Source organism: Thioalkalivibrio sp. ALE11, assembly GCF_000381205.1.
Lineage (GTDB): Bacteria > Pseudomonadota > Gammaproteobacteria > Ectothiorhodospirales > Ectothiorhodospiraceae > Thioalkalivibrio.
In genome coordinates, this window is record NZ_KB906166.1 from 297,867 (window position 1) to 314,234 (window position 16,368).

At 68.2% G+C, this 16,368-nt stretch carries 21 protein-coding genes; 17 read left to right on the forward strand and 4 right to left on the reverse strand.

Annotated elements, in window-relative coordinates:
* Positions 1-28 precede the first annotated feature (28 nt).
* Positions 29-373, forward strand: a complete 345-nt coding sequence (locus F620_RS0105435; RefSeq protein ID WP_018870165.1) for a histidine triad nucleotide-binding protein — start codon at positions 29-31, stop codon at positions 371-373.
* Positions 374-460: 87 nt separating this feature from the next.
* A complete protein-coding gene (locus F620_RS0105440) occupies positions 461-1,252 on the forward strand; it encodes a hypothetical protein (protein WP_019569758.1) in 792 nt (263 codons plus the stop codon).
* Positions 1,253-1,288: 36 nt separating this feature from the next.
* On the opposite strand, the gene rsgA is transcribed toward F620_RS0105440, so the two are convergent.
* The 3 genes from rsgA to F620_RS0105455 are packed head-to-tail and all read right to left on the reverse strand — an operon-like array spanning position 1,289 to position 2,888.
* Positions 1,289-2,221: a ribosome small subunit-dependent GTPase A gene (gene rsgA, locus F620_RS0105445; protein WP_019569759.1), complete on the reverse strand. Its 933-nt coding sequence runs from the start codon at positions 2,219-2,221 to the stop codon at positions 1,289-1,291.
* 18 nt (positions 2,222-2,239) lie between these two features.
* Positions 2,240-2,575, reverse strand: a complete 336-nt coding sequence (locus F620_RS0105450) for a 4a-hydroxytetrahydrobiopterin dehydratase (protein WP_018870162.1) — start codon at positions 2,573-2,575, stop codon at positions 2,240-2,242.
* 4 nt (positions 2,576-2,579) lie between these two features.
* Positions 2,580-2,888 (reverse strand): cytochrome c, encoded by a 309-nt coding sequence (locus tag F620_RS0105455; RefSeq protein WP_019569760.1) that lies wholly within the window; start codon positions 2,886-2,888, stop codon positions 2,580-2,582.
* 131 nt (positions 2,889-3,019) lie between these two features.
* Between F620_RS0105455 and orn the strand changes: the two genes are divergently transcribed.
* On the forward strand, positions 3,020-3,589 hold the full coding sequence (gene orn / locus F620_RS0105460; RefSeq protein WP_018870160.1) for an oligoribonuclease: 570 nt from the start codon (positions 3,020-3,022) through the stop codon (positions 3,587-3,589).
* Here the strand turns inward: orn and nadB are convergent.
* A complete protein-coding gene (nadB, locus tag F620_RS0105465) occupies positions 3,556-5,205 on the reverse strand; it encodes an L-aspartate oxidase (protein ID WP_019569761.1) in 1,650 nt (549 codons plus the stop codon). The two genes, orn and nadB, sit on opposite strands and share 34 nt — an antisense overlap.
* A 141-nt stretch (positions 5,206-5,346) precedes the next feature.
* Here nadB and rpoE point away from each other — a divergent pair, with 141 nt between their 5' ends.
* The 14 genes from rpoE to acpS all read left to right on the forward strand — a co-directional run bounded on the left by rpoE (position 5,347) and on the right by acpS (position 16,352).
* Positions 5,347-5,925: an RNA polymerase sigma factor RpoE gene (gene rpoE, locus F620_RS0105470; protein WP_018870158.1), complete on the forward strand. Its 579-nt coding sequence runs from the start codon at positions 5,347-5,349 to the stop codon at positions 5,923-5,925.
* Positions 5,926-5,939: 14 nt separating this feature from the next.
* On the forward strand, positions 5,940-6,545 hold the full coding sequence (locus tag F620_RS0105475) for a sigma-E factor negative regulatory protein (RefSeq protein ID WP_019569762.1): 606 nt from the start codon (positions 5,940-5,942) through the stop codon (positions 6,543-6,545).
* A 3-nt stretch (positions 6,546-6,548) separates the two neighbouring features.
* Positions 6,549-7,544: a MucB/RseB C-terminal domain-containing protein gene (locus tag F620_RS0105480; RefSeq protein WP_019569763.1), complete on the forward strand. Its 996-nt coding sequence runs from the start codon at positions 6,549-6,551 to the stop codon at positions 7,542-7,544.
* A 5-nt stretch (positions 7,545-7,549) separates the two neighbouring features.
* Positions 7,550-8,029: a SoxR reducing system RseC family protein gene (locus F620_RS0105485; RefSeq protein WP_019569764.1), complete on the forward strand. Its 480-nt coding sequence runs from the start codon at positions 7,550-7,552 to the stop codon at positions 8,027-8,029.
* A gap of 82 nt (positions 8,030-8,111) precedes the next feature.
* Positions 8,112-9,533 (forward strand): DegQ family serine endoprotease, encoded by a 1,422-nt coding sequence (locus F620_RS0105490; RefSeq protein WP_019569765.1) that lies wholly within the window; start codon positions 8,112-8,114, stop codon positions 9,531-9,533.
* A 58-nt stretch (positions 9,534-9,591) separates the two neighbouring features.
* Entirely contained in the window at positions 9,592-9,831 is a 240-nt protein-coding gene (locus tag F620_RS0105495; RefSeq protein WP_019569766.1) for a glutaredoxin family protein, read from the forward strand.
* On the forward strand, positions 9,828-11,630 hold the full coding sequence (lepA, locus tag F620_RS0105500) for a translation elongation factor 4 (RefSeq protein WP_019569767.1): 1,803 nt from the start codon (positions 9,828-9,830) through the stop codon (positions 11,628-11,630). Before F620_RS0105495 ends, lepA begins: the two co-directional genes overlap by 4 nt.
* Before the next feature lie 47 nt (positions 11,631-11,677).
* On the forward strand, positions 11,678-12,448 hold the full coding sequence (gene lepB / locus F620_RS0105505) for a signal peptidase I (RefSeq protein ID WP_018870151.1): 771 nt from the start codon (positions 11,678-11,680) through the stop codon (positions 12,446-12,448).
* A 42-nt stretch (positions 12,449-12,490) separates the two neighbouring features.
* Positions 12,491-12,847, forward strand: a complete 357-nt coding sequence (locus F620_RS0105510; protein WP_018870150.1) for a DUF4845 domain-containing protein — start codon at positions 12,491-12,493, stop codon at positions 12,845-12,847.
* Positions 12,848-12,888: 41 nt separating this feature from the next.
* Entirely contained in the window at positions 12,889-13,569 is a 681-nt protein-coding gene (gene rnc, locus F620_RS0105515; protein ID WP_018870149.1) for a ribonuclease III, read from the forward strand.
* Entirely contained in the window at positions 13,566-14,486 is a 921-nt protein-coding gene (era, locus tag F620_RS0105520; RefSeq protein ID WP_019569768.1) for a GTPase Era, read from the forward strand. The genes rnc and era overlap by 4 nt, the downstream gene beginning before the upstream one ends.
* A 16-nt stretch (positions 14,487-14,502) precedes the next feature.
* Positions 14,503-15,162 carry a DNA repair protein RecO gene (locus F620_RS0105525; protein ID WP_019569769.1) on the forward strand — a complete coding sequence of 220 codons (660 nt, stop codon included), beginning with the start codon at positions 14,503-14,505 and terminating at the stop codon, positions 15,160-15,162.
* Positions 15,163-15,178: 16 nt separating this feature from the next.
* Complete coding sequence (locus tag F620_RS0105530) at positions 15,179-15,955, forward strand: pyridoxine 5'-phosphate synthase (RefSeq protein ID WP_019569770.1); 777 nt, start codon at positions 15,179-15,181, stop codon at positions 15,953-15,955.
* Between the two features lie 19 nt (positions 15,956-15,974).
* Positions 15,975-16,352, forward strand: coding sequence for a holo-ACP synthase (gene acpS / locus F620_RS0105535; RefSeq protein ID WP_019569771.1), 378 nt, complete (start codon positions 15,975-15,977; stop codon positions 16,350-16,352).
* The last annotated feature ends 16 nt before the right edge of the window (positions 16,353-16,368 follow it).

Below are 16,368 nucleotides of genomic sequence, written 5' to 3' on the forward strand. Positions count from 1 at the left end.
CGCGCCGGCCGGGCGCGGTGGAGGCACCATGGAAGACTGCATCTTCTGCAAGATCGTGGCCGGGGAGATCCCCGCGACCATCGTCCGCGAGACCGATGACGTGATCGCCTTCGAGGACCTGCATCCCCAGGCGCCGCTGCATGTCCTGGTGATTCCGCGGCGGCACATCGCGACCCTGAACGACCTCACCGCCGAGGACGCGGAAACCGTCGGCAACATGGCCCGGGTGGCGGCCGGCATCGCCGCCGAGCGGGGCTATGCCGAGGACGGCTATCGTACCGTGATGAACTGCAACCAGCAGGGCGGTCAGACGGTCTACCATATACATATGCACCTGCTCGGTGGTCGGCCTCTCGGCTGGCCCCCGGGCTAGCGAACACGACGGGCCGGGGAGGCCGGCGCCGTGACAAACGGGAGAACGGGCGTGAAGCGACGCGGAAATCATGACGGCACAACGGCCATGGCCGGGGCGGGGAATTCGCCGGGCCGTGCGCGCGTGGTTGCCCGGCTGGCGGTGCCGCTGATGCTGGTCGCGACGTGCGCGACGCCGATGGTTGCGGCGGCCGAAGCGGTCGAAGACGACACCACCCGCTTCTCCGTGACCCGGACCCTGAATCTCGACGGCGGCGATCCGGTTGCGGCGGTGGGCGACCTGTCCTCCTTCTCCGCCGCGGCGGGTGCGGGCGGAGAGACCCGGCCCGATCCGCGTTACCGCCTGATGCTGGATGCCGACGCGGTGTCGCGTCCGGCGGATGACATCACCGGTGTGGGCGACCGTTTCGAGGCGACCGGCGCTTTCCGCCAGCGTCTGGGCTCCAGTGGCCTGGGGTACGGGGTCGATCTGGGCTTCGGCATGGAGTCGCGCAGTGCGCCGGGACACCTGCGCGAGGATGCGGGTACCACTTCCTATTTCACCGACTTCAGCTTCGGCCCCACCTTCGAGTCGGGCGGTTTCGACAGCCAGCTGCGGGTCGGCGTGCGCCAGCCGCTGGCGGGCGATTCGCGGGAAACGGTCGCTGCGGGGAGTGGCCTGCAACCGCGCGACCACACGCGCGGGGCCAGCTATCTGAGCCTGGACGGCAGCCTCCGCCTGCGCAACGACAGCGAGCTGTCGATGAGCCTGTTCTACGACGACTATTCGCTGGAATCCTCCGAAGGCTGGATGGAAGACCGGCTGGAATTCGACGGCATGCGTCCCGAATCCGGCGGTTCCTCGTCGGTGTTCGGCGTGGAGATGGGCCTGACCTTCTGATTCGTTCTGAATCGTGACGCGGGGCCGCTGCCGGGCTCAGTCCCGGCGCCGGGTTTCCGCCCGCAGTTCCTGCCAGGCCTCCAGCCGTTCCCGCGGCAGCTCACCGGCGGCGACCGCCGCTCCCACCGCACACCCCGGTTCGGCCGCGTGCCGGCAGTCGCGAAAGCGGCATTCCCGGGCCCGTTCGGCGATGTCCGGGAAACCGCGCTCGAGCGCGTCAGCGTCGTCCAGCTCCGGCGTGAAGTCGCGCACCCCGGGCGAATCGATCCACGCGCCATCGCCCGCCAGCGGATACCAGCGCGCCGTGGTGGTGGTGTGGCGCCCTTCGCCGGTCTGCCCCAGGGTCGCGGTTTGCAGGGCCTGTTCCGGCGCGTTGCCGGCGTGGCGCAGCAGCGCATCGATCAGCGAGGACTTGCCGGTGCCGGACTGGCCGACGAGGATGTTGCTGCCCCCCTCTGCGGCCGCCGCCAGGGCGTCCAGCCCGGTGCCTTCGTGCACGCTGACCGGCAGGGCGTGCAGGCCCAGATGGCCGTACTGCCGGTCCAGGCGCTGCGCGCCGTCGGGATCCAGTTCGCATTTGTTGAACAGCAGCCGGGGTTCGGCCGGCAGGTTGTGGATCGCCACCAGGAAGCGGTCGATCAGGAAGCGCGCCGGCGCCGGTTCGGCCGCCACCACGATCCAGACCCGGTCCACTCCGGCGGCGATGGTCTTGCGGCGGCCGTAGCCGTCGCGCCGCACCAGTGCATTGCGGCGCGGCTCGCGGCGCAGGATGCGGTGGCCGTTGGTTTCCACGCGGTCCCCGCAGACCAGATCCCCCGTGCGGCGCTGCAGCTGCACGCGATGCAGATGGCCATCCTCGTCGAGGAGGTCGGCCCTCTGGTTGAGGCGGGCGGCAACCCGCGCGCGGACGGGCAGGGGATCCGCGGTCGTGTGGACCGCGGATCCCGGGTTCCGGGCGGACCGGCTCATGCAGGCTGCATCGACGGGTCAGTCGAACAGCGCATCCACGCGCGCGGCGCAGATGAAATCGTTTTCGGTCAGTCCGCCCACCGCGTGGGTGGAGAACTGGACCCGGCAACGGTTGAAGCCGACTTCCATGTCGGGATGGTGATCCTCGACATGGGCGATCCAGGCCACCGCGTTCACGAAGGCCATGGTCTCGTGGAAGTTGCGGAAGCGGAACTCGCGCCGGATGTCCTTCGTGTCGCCGCCCAGTTCCCAGGATTCGTGCAGCTGGCCCAGGGCCCGGGTTGCGTCCTCGGCCGGCATCGGGTCGGTGAAGCCTTCGCAGGCCTGGCAGTGGCGGGTCTTCAGATCGCTCATGGGTTCAGTCGAATCCGTAGTATTCGTTGTTGAGGAAGGCCACGATGGCTTCGATCTCGTCATCGAAGAAGGCCGTGCCGATGTTGGCATCGCAGCGCCGGACCATCGATACCAGTTCATCATGATCGCCGACCATGCGGTCGTCACGGGTGTACATCCCGGAGCCGTCGCCGCCGTGCATGTCGGCGTGGCAGCTGACGCAGTTGTTCTCGTGCAGATCCTGGCCCATCCGGATTTCGTCGTTCGCCTGCGCGGTGGCGGTCATGCCGCCGGCCAGCGCCAGGGCGGCCAGAGAGGTGGTGAGGTGTCGCATGGGGCCCTCCTTCTTCGTGGATGCCGGTCTTGTTCGTTGCTCGATGCGACGGGCCCCCGGGGCCCGTCCCCATGATGATAGACTGCATCGCGCCATCATAGGGCACGACCGGGTGCCGCAGAGGAGAGACAATGACGGCGAGTGCGGAAAATCTGATCTGGATCGACCTGGAAATGACCGGCCTGGAGCCGGAAACCGACCGGATCATCGAAGTGGCGACCATCGTAACCGACAAGCACCTCGAGATCCTGGCCGAGGGCCCGGTGGTCGCGGTGTTCCAGTCGCCGGCGGTGCTGGACGGGCTGGACGCCTGGAACCAGCGCACGCACGGCGAATCCGGCCTGCTGGATCGCGTGCGCCACAGCGACCACGACGAGGCCGCCGCGGAGCGCGAGACGCTGGCGTTTCTGGAGAAGTGGGTGCCGAAGGGGCAGTCGCCAATGTGCGGCAATTCCATCTGTCAGGATCGCCGTTTCCTTGCGCGCAACATGCCGGAGCTGGAGGCCTGGTTCCACTATCGCAATCTCGACGTGTCCACGCTCAAGGAACTGGCGCGGCGCTGGGCGCCGGACGTGCTCCAGGGGCTGTCGAAGAACGCCTCGCATCAGGCCCTGCAGGACATCCGCGACTCGATCGACGAACTGCGGCACTATCGCGAAAAGTTCATTCAGCTCCCGCCGGCGGCGCGCCCCGCCAGCTGACCGGCGGGCGAGGGCGGCACCAGCACGGTGGGGGTGCCGTCCAGTTCCGGATCGCGTTCGGGGTAATCCAGCAGGTAATGCAGGCCGCGGCTCTCGCGCCGGGCCAGCGCGCTCTGCACGATGATCTCCGCCACCATGCCCAGGTTGCGCAGCTCGATCAGGTCGGGCGAGATCCGGTAGTGGCTGTAATATTCGTGGATTTCTTCCTGCAGGATGCGGATGCGCCGCTGCGCGCGCTGCAACCGGCGGCGGGTGCGCACGATCCCGACGTAGTCCCACATCAGCCGGCGCAGTTCGTCCCAGTCGTGCGCCACCACCACTTCCTCCTCCGACTCGGTCACCCGGGATTCGTCCCAGGCCGCCGGGACCGGCAGGGCCTCGGGGGCGGGCAGATCGGTCTGCGACAGGATGTGCTCGGCCGCGGCGCGGGCATAGACCAGGCATTCCAGCAGCGAGTTGCTGGCCATGCGGTTGGCCCCGTGCAGCCCGGTGCAGGAGACCTCGCCGGCGGCGTAAAGCCCCGGCAGGTCGGTCTGCCCGAAGGGGTTCACCACCACCCCGCCGCAGGTGTAGTGCGCGGCCGGCACCACCGGCAACGGCTCGCGCGTCATGTCGAAGCCGTATTCCAGGCAGCGTTCGTGAATGGTGGGGAAGTGTTCGCGGATGAAATCCGCCGGCTTGTGGCTGATGTCGAGATACACATGGTCGATCCCGAGACGCTTCATCTCGTGGTCCACCGCGCGCGCCACGATGTCGCGCGGGGCCAGCTCGCCACGCTCGTCGAAGCGCGGCATGAAGCGTTCGCCGTCGGGCAGCTTGAGCAGTCCGCCTTCGCCGCGGACCGCCTCGGAGATCAGGAACGACTTGGCCTGCGGGTGGTACAGGCAGGTCGGATGGAACTGCATGAATTCCATGTTCGCGACCCGGCACCCCGCCCGCCAGGCCATCGCAATCCCGTCGCCGGTGGCGCCGTCGGGATTGGAGCTGTACAGATAGACCCGGCTGGCGCCTCCGGTGGCCATGATCACCGTGGGGGCCATGATCGTCTGTACCTCGCGGGTCGCGGTGTCCTGGACATAGGCCCCGACCACGCGGCGCACGCCGTCCACCCGCGAGGTGATCAGATCCACCGCCACATGGCGTTCAAGCACGTCGATGCTGGCGGTGTCGCCGGTGCTGCGCACCAGCGCGTCCTCGATCGCGCGGCCGGTGGCATCGGCGGCATGTGCCACGCGGCGGGCGCTGTGCCCGCCCTCGCGCGTCAGATGCAGCCGGCTGCGGCCCTCGAAGGATTCGCGCGTGAACGGCACCCCGAGGTTGAGCAGCCACTGGATCGCCTCGGGCCCGGCCGCGACGGTGCGGCGCACCGCGTCCGCATCGCACAGCCCGGCACCGGCGTCGATGGTGTCGTCGATGTGGGCGTCGAAGGAATCCTGGCGGTCGAGCACCGCCGAGATGCCGCCCTGGGCGTAGCGGGTCGAACCCTCGTCCACAGGCCCCTTGCTGAGAACCACCACCCGGCGGTGCGGGGCCAGGTGCAGCGCCGCGCTCAGCCCGGCCGCGCCACTGCCGATCACCAGGACGTCGGCCTTGCGGGGTTGTTGTGCCGTACCCATGCGTCAGGTAACGTTCTGCGCTTGCGCAATGACCGGAACGACGGGCAGCGGTCCCGTCGGGCGGATTTCGAACTTCATGCAGATCAGGCGGTCCATGCACCCTAGAATACTGGAGACGAGTCGCCGAACGGGAGTCCCCGGATGAGCGAGAAGGCTTCCGACGAGGCCCTGGTTCGGCGTGTCCAGAATGGCGAGAAAGAGGCCTTCGACATCCTGGTCCTGAAGTATCAGCACAAGATCGTGAATCTTGTCGGCCGCTATGTGCACGACCACGCCACGGCCCTGGATATCGCCCAGGAAGCCTTCATCAAGGCCTATCGCGGTCTCGCGAACTTTCGCGGCGAAAGTGCGTTCTACACCTGGCTGTACCGGATCGCCATCAACACCGCCAAGAATCATCTCGTCTCCCAGGGGCGGCGCCGGCCCGAATCCGAGGTCGATGCGCAGGATGCCGAACAAATGGGGGGCGATTCCGCTCTCAAGGACAATGCAACCCCCGAGGGGGAAGCGCTGTCGCAGGAGATAGAGGCGGCCGTCCAGCGCACGATCGACGAGCTGCCGGACGATCTGCGGACCGCGATCACTCTGCGCGAGATCGAAGGTCTGAGCTACGAGGAAATCGCGCAGACCATGGGATGTCCGATCGGCACGGTCCGGTCGCGCATCTTCCGGGCGCGCGAGGCCATCGACGAGACCTTGCGACCATTGTTGAACGACTGAATGAGCATGATCGTATGAGTGAACAAGTCAGCAAGACGGAGCGTCTCTCGGCCCTGGTGGACGACGAGACTGAGGCGTTCGAGACGCGTCGCCTGGTGGACGAGCTGCTGCAGTCGGAAGAAGATCGCAAGCAATGGGAACGCTATCACCTGATCGGGGACTCGCTGCGCGGCGGGATGCGCATGACCGCGCCTCCGGATCTGCTTGAGGGGGTGCGCGAACAACTGGCCGAGGAAGAGCCGCTGCATGTCGAACCGGAGCACTCCGGGGTCGATCGGGCCACCCGTTCGCGCTGGTTCCGGCCTGTGGCCGGTACCGGAGTGGCGGCGGCCGTTGCGGTGGTGACCCTGGTGGGCATGCAGATGATGGGCACCGGTCAGCCCGGCGGCGACGCAACGCCCGGCATGGCCGCGGGCGAGTCCGCTCCGGCCGAAGTGCAGACGGCACGCCCGCCCGCGGGCAGCGAGGAGGCGGCCAGCGGCGCCGGCATGCCCGACGCGGACGAGCCGGACGAGGAGCTGGACCCGCGCTTCGTGCGTTATTTCGAGAACCACGCCGACCTGACCGGTCCCGGCTCCGCTGCTTTCGGGCGGGTGCGTTATTCGGTTGGCGAAGAGTAAACCATGATGCGCGGAGGTCTGCCCTGGGTGCTGGCGGCTTCCGTCGCCCTGCTCCCGCTGCCGGTGATCGCCAGTGATCCCGGCCCCGCCGAGTGGCTGGAACGCATGTCCGCGAGCGTGCACTCGGAAAGTTACCGCGGGACATTCGTCCTGCAGCGCAAGGATCGCCTCGATACGGTGCGCGTGATCCACGCCATCGAGGACGGAGGTTATCGCGAACGGCTGCATACCCTCAGCGGCCGCGAGCGCGAGGTCGTGCGCTCGGTGGATCGCCTCAGTGCCCAGTCCGGGACCGGGGCCGCCTCCGGCGGGCAGGCCGCCGAAGCCGGATCGGCCCCGCGCTGGCCGGTGAGTTCCCCGGTTCACCTGCTGGCGGAACACGACGGCTATTCCCTCAAGGATCAGGGTCGCAGCCGCGTGGCCGGACATGCCTGCCGCATGCTGCTGGCCCGCGCCAGTGACCTGCTGCGCTACAGCCACCGCTACTGCCTGCACGAAGACACCGGCCTGCCGCTGCTCAGCGAGCTCTATTCCGGGAGCGGCCAGCTGCTCGAACGCCTGGCTTTTACCGATCTCGAACTGCTGGACCGCGTGCCGGACGCCGCCCTCGAGCCGGTCAGTGAAGACGCCGACCGCATCGAGGTGCGTGCCGAGCGCGGACACCTGCGCCCGGACCCCGACGGCCGGGACTGGGGCTTCAGTGAACTGCCGTCGGGTTTCCGCCTGGTGGTGGCGCGCGAACGCAGCAGCGATGATCCGGAACAGCCCGGCCGCTATTTCGTGGTCAGCGATGGCCTGGCTTCGGTCTCGGTGTACGTCGAGCCGGTGGAAGGCGAGCGCCGGTTCGAGGGCGCGACCCGCGCCGGTGCCACGCACGCGGTGGCCCGAGTCGAGGGCGATTATCAGATCACCGCCGTCGGCGACGTGCCCCGCGAGACCGTGGAGCGTCTCGCCGCGGCCATGCATCCGCCGCAGTCCGACCGGGGCCGGCATGAGTGACTGGCATGAGTGACTGGATCGAGGAACAGGGCGAAGTCCTCGACGTGGACGGGCACACCGCCCGTGTGCGCATCCAGCGCCGTTCCACCTGTGGCAGCTGTTCCGCGCGCAGCGGTTGCGGCAGCGGGGTCCTGTCGGACGTCCTCGGGCGCAAGCCCATCGAGGTCCGGGTCGGCCATTCCGGCGACCTGCAGGCCGGCGATACCGTCACTCTCGGCGTACGCGACACCGCGCTGGTCGCGGGTGCGCTGATGATGTACCTGCTGCCGCTGGCCGGCCTGATTGGCGTGCCCGCGCTGGGCATGGCCCTGTTCCCCGGTGCCGGCGAGGGCGTGCTGCTGCTGGCGGGCCTCGGTGGCCTCGGGGCGGGGTTGCTGGGGGTGCGTCGCTGGATGCGCCAGCGCGATGCCGCGTTCCGTCCGGTGGTGCTCGCGCGCCAGCCGGGCAGCGGCGTCGTGCGGCCGGTCGCCACCCGCGCCGGCTGAACCTGCCACGGCCCGCGGGGAACTTGCGCGCCTTCGCGGCGTCCAGAGGCATGTCCGTTCAAGCTTCCCGGAGAGGGATTCAATGATGCTGAAACCGATGCAATGGGCGCTGGTCGCCCTGGTCTTTCTGGCCCTGTCCCTGCCCGCTTCGGCGCGGCATCTGCCCGATTTCGTGCCGCTGGCGGAAGAACACAGTCCGGCGGTGGTGAACATCTCGGCCACCCGCACCAGCGAGGTGCCCGAACACGGCGGCATGCGCCAGTTCGAAGGGACTCCGTTCGAGGACCTGTTCGAGCGTTTCTTCGGCGAGCCCCCGGGTTCCGGTGGCGACCCGCGCCAGCGCGAGCGCGATTCGCTCGGCTCCGGCTTCATCTACAGCGAAGACGGCTACATCGTGACCGCCAACCACGTGGTCGAGGGTGCCTCGGAGATCGTGGTCCACCTGTCCGACCGGCGCGTGTTCAATGCCGAGGTCGTCGGTACCGACCCGCAGAGCGACGTGGCCCTGCTGAAGATCGACGCCGAGGACCTGCCCACGCTGGAGCTGGGTTCCTCCGAGGAGCTCCGGGTCGGGGAATGGGTCCTGGCGATCGGCTCGCCGTTCGGCTTTGATCACTCGGTCACCGCCGGGATCGTCAGCGCCAAGGGGCGCAGCCTGCCGAGCGAGAACTACGTACCCTTCATCCAGACCGACGTAGCCATCAACCCGGGCAACTCCGGTGGTCCGCTGATGAATCTCGACGGCAAGGTGATCGGGATCAATGCCCAGATCTACAGCCGTACCGGCGGGTTCATGGGTCTGTCGTTTGCGGTCCCCATCGAAGTGGTGGGCGACGTGGTGACCCAGCTGCGTGAACACGGCGAAGTGACCCGCGGATGGCTGGGTGTGCTGATCCAGGAGGTTACCCGGGATCTGGCCGAGTCGTTCGACATGGACAAGCCCTCCGGTGCCCTGGTCGCCCGAGTGCAGGCGGACAGTCCCGCGGAGAAGGCGGGGTTCGAGGCCGGTGACGTGATCCTGCGCTTCAATGGCCTGGACGTGCCGAATTCCAGCGCGCTGCCGCCGATCGTCGGTCGCACGCCGGTGGGCAGCGAGGTCGAGGTGGACATCCGGCGCGGCTCCGAGGACAAGACCCTCGAGGTCACCATCGAGGCGCTGCCCGAGGACGTCGCCGAACGCCGGTCGGCCCCGGCCCAGCCGGAGGAGGCCCGGCCCGAGCCGCAGAGCCTGCTGGGCATGCGCCTCGAGCCGCTGGACGCCGAAACGCGCGAGGAGCTCGGCGTCGACAACGGCCTGGTGGTGCTGGAGGTCGAGGGCAACCCCGCGCACAGCGCCGGCGTGCGGCCGGGCGACGTGATCGTGCAGTTCGCGCGGCAGCCGGTGGGTTCGCTGGAAGAGCTGGAAGAACGCATCGACCAGGCCGGCCCCGGCACGACCGTCCCGGTGCTGATCCAGCGCGGTGGCAACCCCACCTTCATCGCCCTGCGCATTCCGCAGGACTGACGGGGCCGCCGGCCGGCCCCGGGTGTCGGGGCCGGGTTTCGGGGCCGGTGCATCGCACATGACGCAACTGACGGTGTACCATCGCGAAGGCTGCGGGCTCTGCGAGCATATGCTCGCAGAGCTTTTTGCTTTGCAAAGCCGTTATACTTTTACGCTCGACGTCGTCGACATCGACGAGGACCCGGACCTGCGGGAACGCTACAACACCAACGTGCCGGTTCTTGCCGTCGACGGCGACATTCTCTGCTGCCACTTTCTTGACCGAGAGGCACTGCTGGACCTGCTGGGGCCCGCATGAGTGATACCCGTCTGACCCGTAACTTTTCCATCATCGCCCACATCGACCACGGCAAGTCGACCCTTGCGGACCGCCTGATCCAGGGCTGCCGCGGGCTGACCGAGCGCGAGATGTCGGAGCAGGTGCTGGACTCCATGGATCTTGAACGCGAACGCGGGATCACCATCAAGGCGCAGAGCGTGTCGTTGTACTACGATGCCAACGACGGCCAGCGCTACCAGCTGAACTTCATCGACACCCCGGGCCACGTGGATTTCTCCTACGAGGTCTCGCGGTCGCTGTACGCCTGCGAGGGCGCGCTGCTGGTGGTGGATGCCTCCCAGGGCGTGGAGGCGCAGAGCGTGGCCAACTGCTACACCGCCATCGACCAGGGTCTGGAGGTCGTGCCGGTGCTCAACAAGATCGACCTGCCCGCGGCCGAACCCGACCGCGTGGCCGACGAGATCGAGGACGTGATCGGGATCGAGGCCACCGATGCCCTGCGGGTGTCGGCCAAGACCGGCGAGGGCATCAGCGAGCTGCTGGAGGAGCTGGTGCGGCGCATCCCCCCGCCGCAGGGCGATTCGGAAGCTCCGCTGAAGGCCCTGATCATCGACTCGTGGTACGACAACTACCTGGGCGTGGTGGCCCTGGTGCGGGTCAAGGCCGGGCGCCTGCATGCCGGCCAGAAGATCAAGGCGATGGCGGTGGAACGCCCGCACGAGGTCAATCGCGTGGGGGTGTTCACGCCCAAGCCGGTGGATCGCGAGTATCTGGACGTCGGCGAGGTGGGCTACATGATTGCCACCATCAAGGACATCTCCGGGGCCAAGGTCGGTGACACGATCACCGACTTCAACAACCCGGCGGACGAGCCGATTCCCGGGTTCCAGGAGATCCAGCCGCGGGTGTTCGCCGGCCTGTTCCCGGTCTCCGCGGACGACTTCAACGACCTGCGCGACGCGCTCGACAAGCTGCGCCTGAACGATGCCGCGCTGTCATTCGAGCCGGAGACCTCGGCGGCCCTGGGCTTCGGCTTTCGCTGCGGCTTCCTCGGCATGCTGCACATGGAGATCGTGCAGGAACGCCTGGAGCGTGAATACGGCCTGGACCTGATCAATACCGCGCCCACCGTGGTCTACGAGGTGGAAAAGAACGACGGCAGCGTGGTGCCCGTGCACAACCCTTCGGAGCTGCCGCCGAACAACGAGGTCGCCGAGATCCGCGAGCCGGTCATCGAGGCGAATATCCTCGTGCCGCAGGAGTACGTCGGCGCAGTCATGACCCTGTGCGTCGAAAAGCGCGGGGTGCAGACCCGCATGGCCTATCACGGGCGTCAGGTGCAGCTGTCCTACGAACTGCCGATGGCCGAGGTCATGCTGGACTTCTTCGACCGGCTCAAGTCCGCGACCCGCGGCTATGCCTCGTTCGACTACCACCCGCTGCGTTTCCAGGCAGCCCCGCTGGTGCGGGTCGACATCCTGATCAACGGCGACCGGGTGGATGCGCTTTCGGCGATCGTGCATCGCGACCATGCCGAGTCGCGTGGACGCGAGATCACCGAGCGCATGGCGAAGATCATCCCGCGGCAGATGTACGAGGTGGCCATCCAGGCGGCGATCGGCTCCAAGATCATCGCGCGTTCGACGGTCAAGGCGATGCGCAAGAACGTGCTCGCCAAGTGCTACGGCGGGGACGTGAGCCGCAAACGCAAGCTGCTGGAGAAACAGAAGGAAGGCAAGAAGCGGATGAAGTCCATCGGCAAGGTGGACGTTCCGCAGGAGGCCTTTCTCGCGGTACTCTCGGTGGACGAGAAATGACGGGAACCACCGGGCCGTCGGGCCGGTAGCGGGGGCAGGGAAACAGCATGGCGAATCTGGAACTGATCCTGGTCGTGGCGACCGCGGTAACCGGCCTGATCTGGCTGGTATGGGCGGTGCTGCGCCGACGGCTGAGCCCCGAGCGCCGGGCGAAGATGCCCTGGTATGTGGACTACTCGCGCTCGTTCTTCCCGATCCTGCTGATCGTGCTGGTCCTGCGCTCGTTCGTTGCCGAACCGTTCCGCATCCCCTCGGGCTCCATGATGCCGACCCTGCTGGTGGGCGATTTCATCATGGTGAACAAGTTTTCCTATGCCGTACGCCTGCCGGTCACGCGCACCAGGATCCTCGACACCGGGGCCCCGGAACGCGGCGAGGTCGCGGTATTCAAGTATCCGCGCAATCCGGCCGAGGACTACATCAAGCGCGTCGTGGGGCTTCCCGGTGACGAGATCGAGTTCCGCGACCGCGTGCTGTACGTCAACGGCGAGCCGCAGCCGGCCGAAGAGGTCGGTACCTTCGACGGCGAGGGCTCCGGTGCGGTGATGTCCGGTGCCACGCTGTTCGAGGAGACCATGGGCGACCGGACGTACAACACCCTGATGCGCGAGGACCGCCCGGCCGCGGAAGGGCGGGTGGTCGTGCCGGACGGGCATTACTTCATGGTCGGGGACAATCGCGACAACTCCAACGACAGCCGGTCGTGGGGCTTCGTGTCCGAGGAGCTGCTGGTGGGGCGTGCGCTCTTCATCTGGCTGCACTGGGATTACAATGGTAGTCATATGGACTTTTCCCGCATCGGGCAGGCCATACGCTGATACATGACAGGGACGGGGGTAACCATGCAATCGAAGACCAGAATGAAGGGCGCCGGGGCCACCACCATCATGGCCATGATCTTCCTGGCCCTGATCGTGCTCACCTTCGTGATCCAGATGGGTACGCAGTACACCCAGTATCTGACGGTGCGCTCGATCATGCAGGACGTGGCGGAGCAGCCGGGCGCGGCGGACAAGAGCGAAGACGAACTGTGGAGCGAGGTCCGCCGGCGCTTTCAGCTGAACACGGTGCCGGACGAGATCGAGGAAGAGCACTTCTCGGTCGGCGAGGGCGACGAGGGTCCGGCGATGAACATCGACTACGAGATCCGGCGCGGCTTTCTGGGCAACATCGACATCGTTGCGCAGTTCTCCTATTCCGCGACCCTGGCGGACTGACGAGATGAGATCGGGACGCGAACGGAAGGATCCAGACGTGCATGGCTGAACGGGATTTTCGAACCTTGCTGCCCGAGGCGGTGCGGGACGGTGAAGGCATGCGCCAGGCGCTGACCCATCGCAGTGCCGGCGGGCGCAACAACGAGCGCCTGGAATTCCTCGGTGACGCGGTACTCGGCCTGGTGGTTGCCGATGCCCTGTACGAGCGGCTGCCGGACTCGCCCGAGGGAGATCTGACCCGGCTGCGGGCCGCGCTGGTGAATCGCGAATCGCTGGCGGCCCTGGCGCGCGAGACCGGTCTGGAAGGCATGCTCAATCTGGGCCAGGGCGAGCGCAAGAGCGGCGGGCAGCGGCGCGACTCCATCCTTGCCGATGCGGTCGAGGCCCTGATCGGGCTCACCTATCGCGAGGCGGGCTTCGACGCCGCGCGCGACTTCACGCTCGCGCTCTATGCCGAGCGTCTGGAAAACCTCCCCGCAGCGGAGACCCTGAAGGACCCGAAGACCCGGCTGCAGGAGAAACTGCAGGGTCGCAACGCGGAGCTTCCGGTCTACGAGGTGCTGGAGGTCTCCGGACCCGACCATCAGCGCCATTTCACCGTGGCCGTGCATCTGCCCACTCAGGGCTGGGGACAGCACGGACGCGGTTCCAGTCGCCGCCGGGCCGAACAGGCCGCGGCCGAAGCGGCCCTCCACCGGCTCCAGCAGACCCAGGAACAATGAACACACCCGAGAACGAGGCAGGCGACGGCACGCGCTGCGGGCTGGTCGCCCTGATCGGCCGTCCGAACGTCGGCAAGACCACCCTGATGAATCGCCTGGTGGGCGAGAAGCTGGCGGCCACCACCCGCCGGCCGCACACCACGCGCAACCGCATCCTCGGCATCGTCACCGAAGGTGACGACCAGATCGTGCTGATGGATACCCCCGGGATCGATCAGCAGCGCACCAAACTGGTGAACCAGGTGCTCAACCGCACCGCCAGCCAGGCCCTGTCGGATGCCGACCTGATCTGCTTCCTGACCGAGGCGGGCCGCTTCGGCGAGGCGGACGAACGCATCGAGGAGGCGGTACGTCAGTCCGGGCGGCCGGCCCTGCTGGTGATCAACAAGGTCGACCGGCAGAAGAACAAGGAAGAACTGCTGCCGTTCATCGAGCAGCGCATGGCCGCGTTTCCCTATGCCGGAGTGGTGCCCATCGGCGCGCGGCGCGGGACCAACCTGCCGGGGCTGATCGAGGAGATCCGCAGCCACCTGCCCGCGGGGCCCTTCCTGTACGACCCGGACCAGCTCTCCGACCGCCCGGAGCGTTTTCGCGCCGAGGAGATGATCCGCGAGGCGATGCTGGAACAGCTGGGCGAGGAGGTGCCCTACTCGGTCGCCGTGCGCGTCGAGAACTGGGAAGACGCCCCGCACACCGCGCATATCGACGCGGTGATCCTGGTCGAGCGCGACAGCCAGAAGGGCATCGTCATCGGCAAGGGCGGGCGCCGGCTCAAGCAGATCGGCCAGGCCTCGCGCCACCAGCTCGAATCGCTGCTGGAGCGCAAGGTGATGCTCAACCTCACCGTGCGCGTCGAGGCGGACTGGTCGCGCAGCCCACGGGCGCTGCGCGAGCTCGGGATCGAGGAACCGCGGTAGCCGCCGGAATCCGTACATGAGCAGCGCCGCCAGCGAGGTCACCCCGGGCGTGGTCCTGCATGCGCGCCCGCTGCGCGAGAACAGCCGCGTGGTGGAGCTGGTCACCGAGCGGGCGGGGCGCGTTGCCGCGGTGGCGCGCGGGCGCGCCGGCAGCGTGCGCCCGTTCGTCCTGCTGGATCTCGCCTGGCGCGGGCGCGGGGAACTGCCCTCGCTCAGCGTGGCCGAGGAACGCCGGGTATACCCGCTGACCGGTCGCCGGCTGGTCTGCGGCCTGTATCTGAATGAACTGGTGCTGCGGCTGTTCCCGCGCGACGCCCCGCTGGAGGACACCCTGCAGACCCTGACCGGGGCCTACACCGAGCTTGCCGGCGAGCGGCCCGCGGACCGCATTCTGCGCCGCGCCGAGTGGCAGCTGCTGGGGGGGCTGGATTCCGGTCTCGCGTTCATCGACCCGGATGATCTCGAGCCGGAAGCCTGGTATCGCTACGAACCGGAACACGGCCTGCACGACGTGCCTGCCCGCACCGCCGGCGCCGTGCCCGGCGCCGCGCTGCAGGCACTGGCCAGCGGCCGGGACGTCCCGGATAATCTCGCCCGGGCCAGCCGCGACTTCATGCGCGCGCTGATCGACGCCCATCTCGACGGCCGGCCGCTGCAAACCCGCGGTCTGCTCTGAACAGGAAACCGATACCATGACCGACGCCGCATCCGTTCCCGCGCTCAAGCTGGGGGTCAACCTCGACCACATCGCGACCATCCGCCAGGCGCGGCACACGCCGTACCCGGACCTGATGCAGGCGGTGCGCCTGGCCGAGGCCAGCGGGGCCGACTCCATCACCCTGCACCTGCGCGAGGATCGCCGGCACATCCAGGACGACGACGTGTTCGGCATCAAGCCGCGCCTGACCGTGCCCATGAACCTGGAGATGGCCGCCACCGACGGGATGCAGACGATCGCGCTGGACCTGCGGCCGGAATACTGCTGCATCGTCCCCGAGCGCCGCGAGGAGCTGACCACCGAGGGCGGACTGGATGCCATCGGCCAGCGCGAGCGCCTGACCGCCTTTGTTGCTCCCCTGCGCGAGGCGGGCATCGCGGTGTCGCTGTTCGTCGAGCCCGACGTGCGGCAGCTGGAGGCCGCGGCGGCCATTGGCGCCCCGGTGGTGGAACTGCACACCGGGGCCTATGCCAACGCCACCGATGCCGGTGAACGCGAGCGGCTGCTGACGCAGATCAACGAGGCGGCCGAGGCCGGGCGGCAGATGGGGCTGGTGATCAACGCCGGCCACGGCCTGGACTACGACAACGTGCGCGCGATCGCCGCCAACCCGGTGTTCAACGAACTCAACATCGGCCACTCGATCGTGGCCCGCGCGCTGTTCACCGGGCTGCCGGAGGCGGTCAGCCACATGCGCGGCCTGATGGACGCCGCGCGCGAGGGCGCCCCGGTCGGCCAGTACCCGGTGTGACCCGGGCGAGGGCTTCGGCGTGATCCTCGGGGTCGGCACCGACCTGGTGCAGGTGGCGCGCATGCAGGCGCTGTGGACGCGCCACGGCGAACGTTTCGCCGACCGCATCCTGCATCCGGTGGAACGCGCCGATCTCCCCGCGCAGGACCCGGCCGGCTTCCTCGCCCGGCGCTTCGCCGCCAAGGAGGCCCTGTCCAAGGCGCTGGGCTGCGGCGTCGGCGCCGGCATGGCCCTGGTCGACGCCGGCGTCACCCACGATGCCCGCGGCCGCCCGGAATTCGTGCTGGAAGGCCGCGCCCGCGCCACCGCCGAACGCCTCGGCGCCGGCCCCGTCCACCTCAGCATCTCCGACGAACGCGACTACGCCCAGGCCTTCGTCATCATCGAACGCGCCTGAGGCTGCCCGGCGTTGC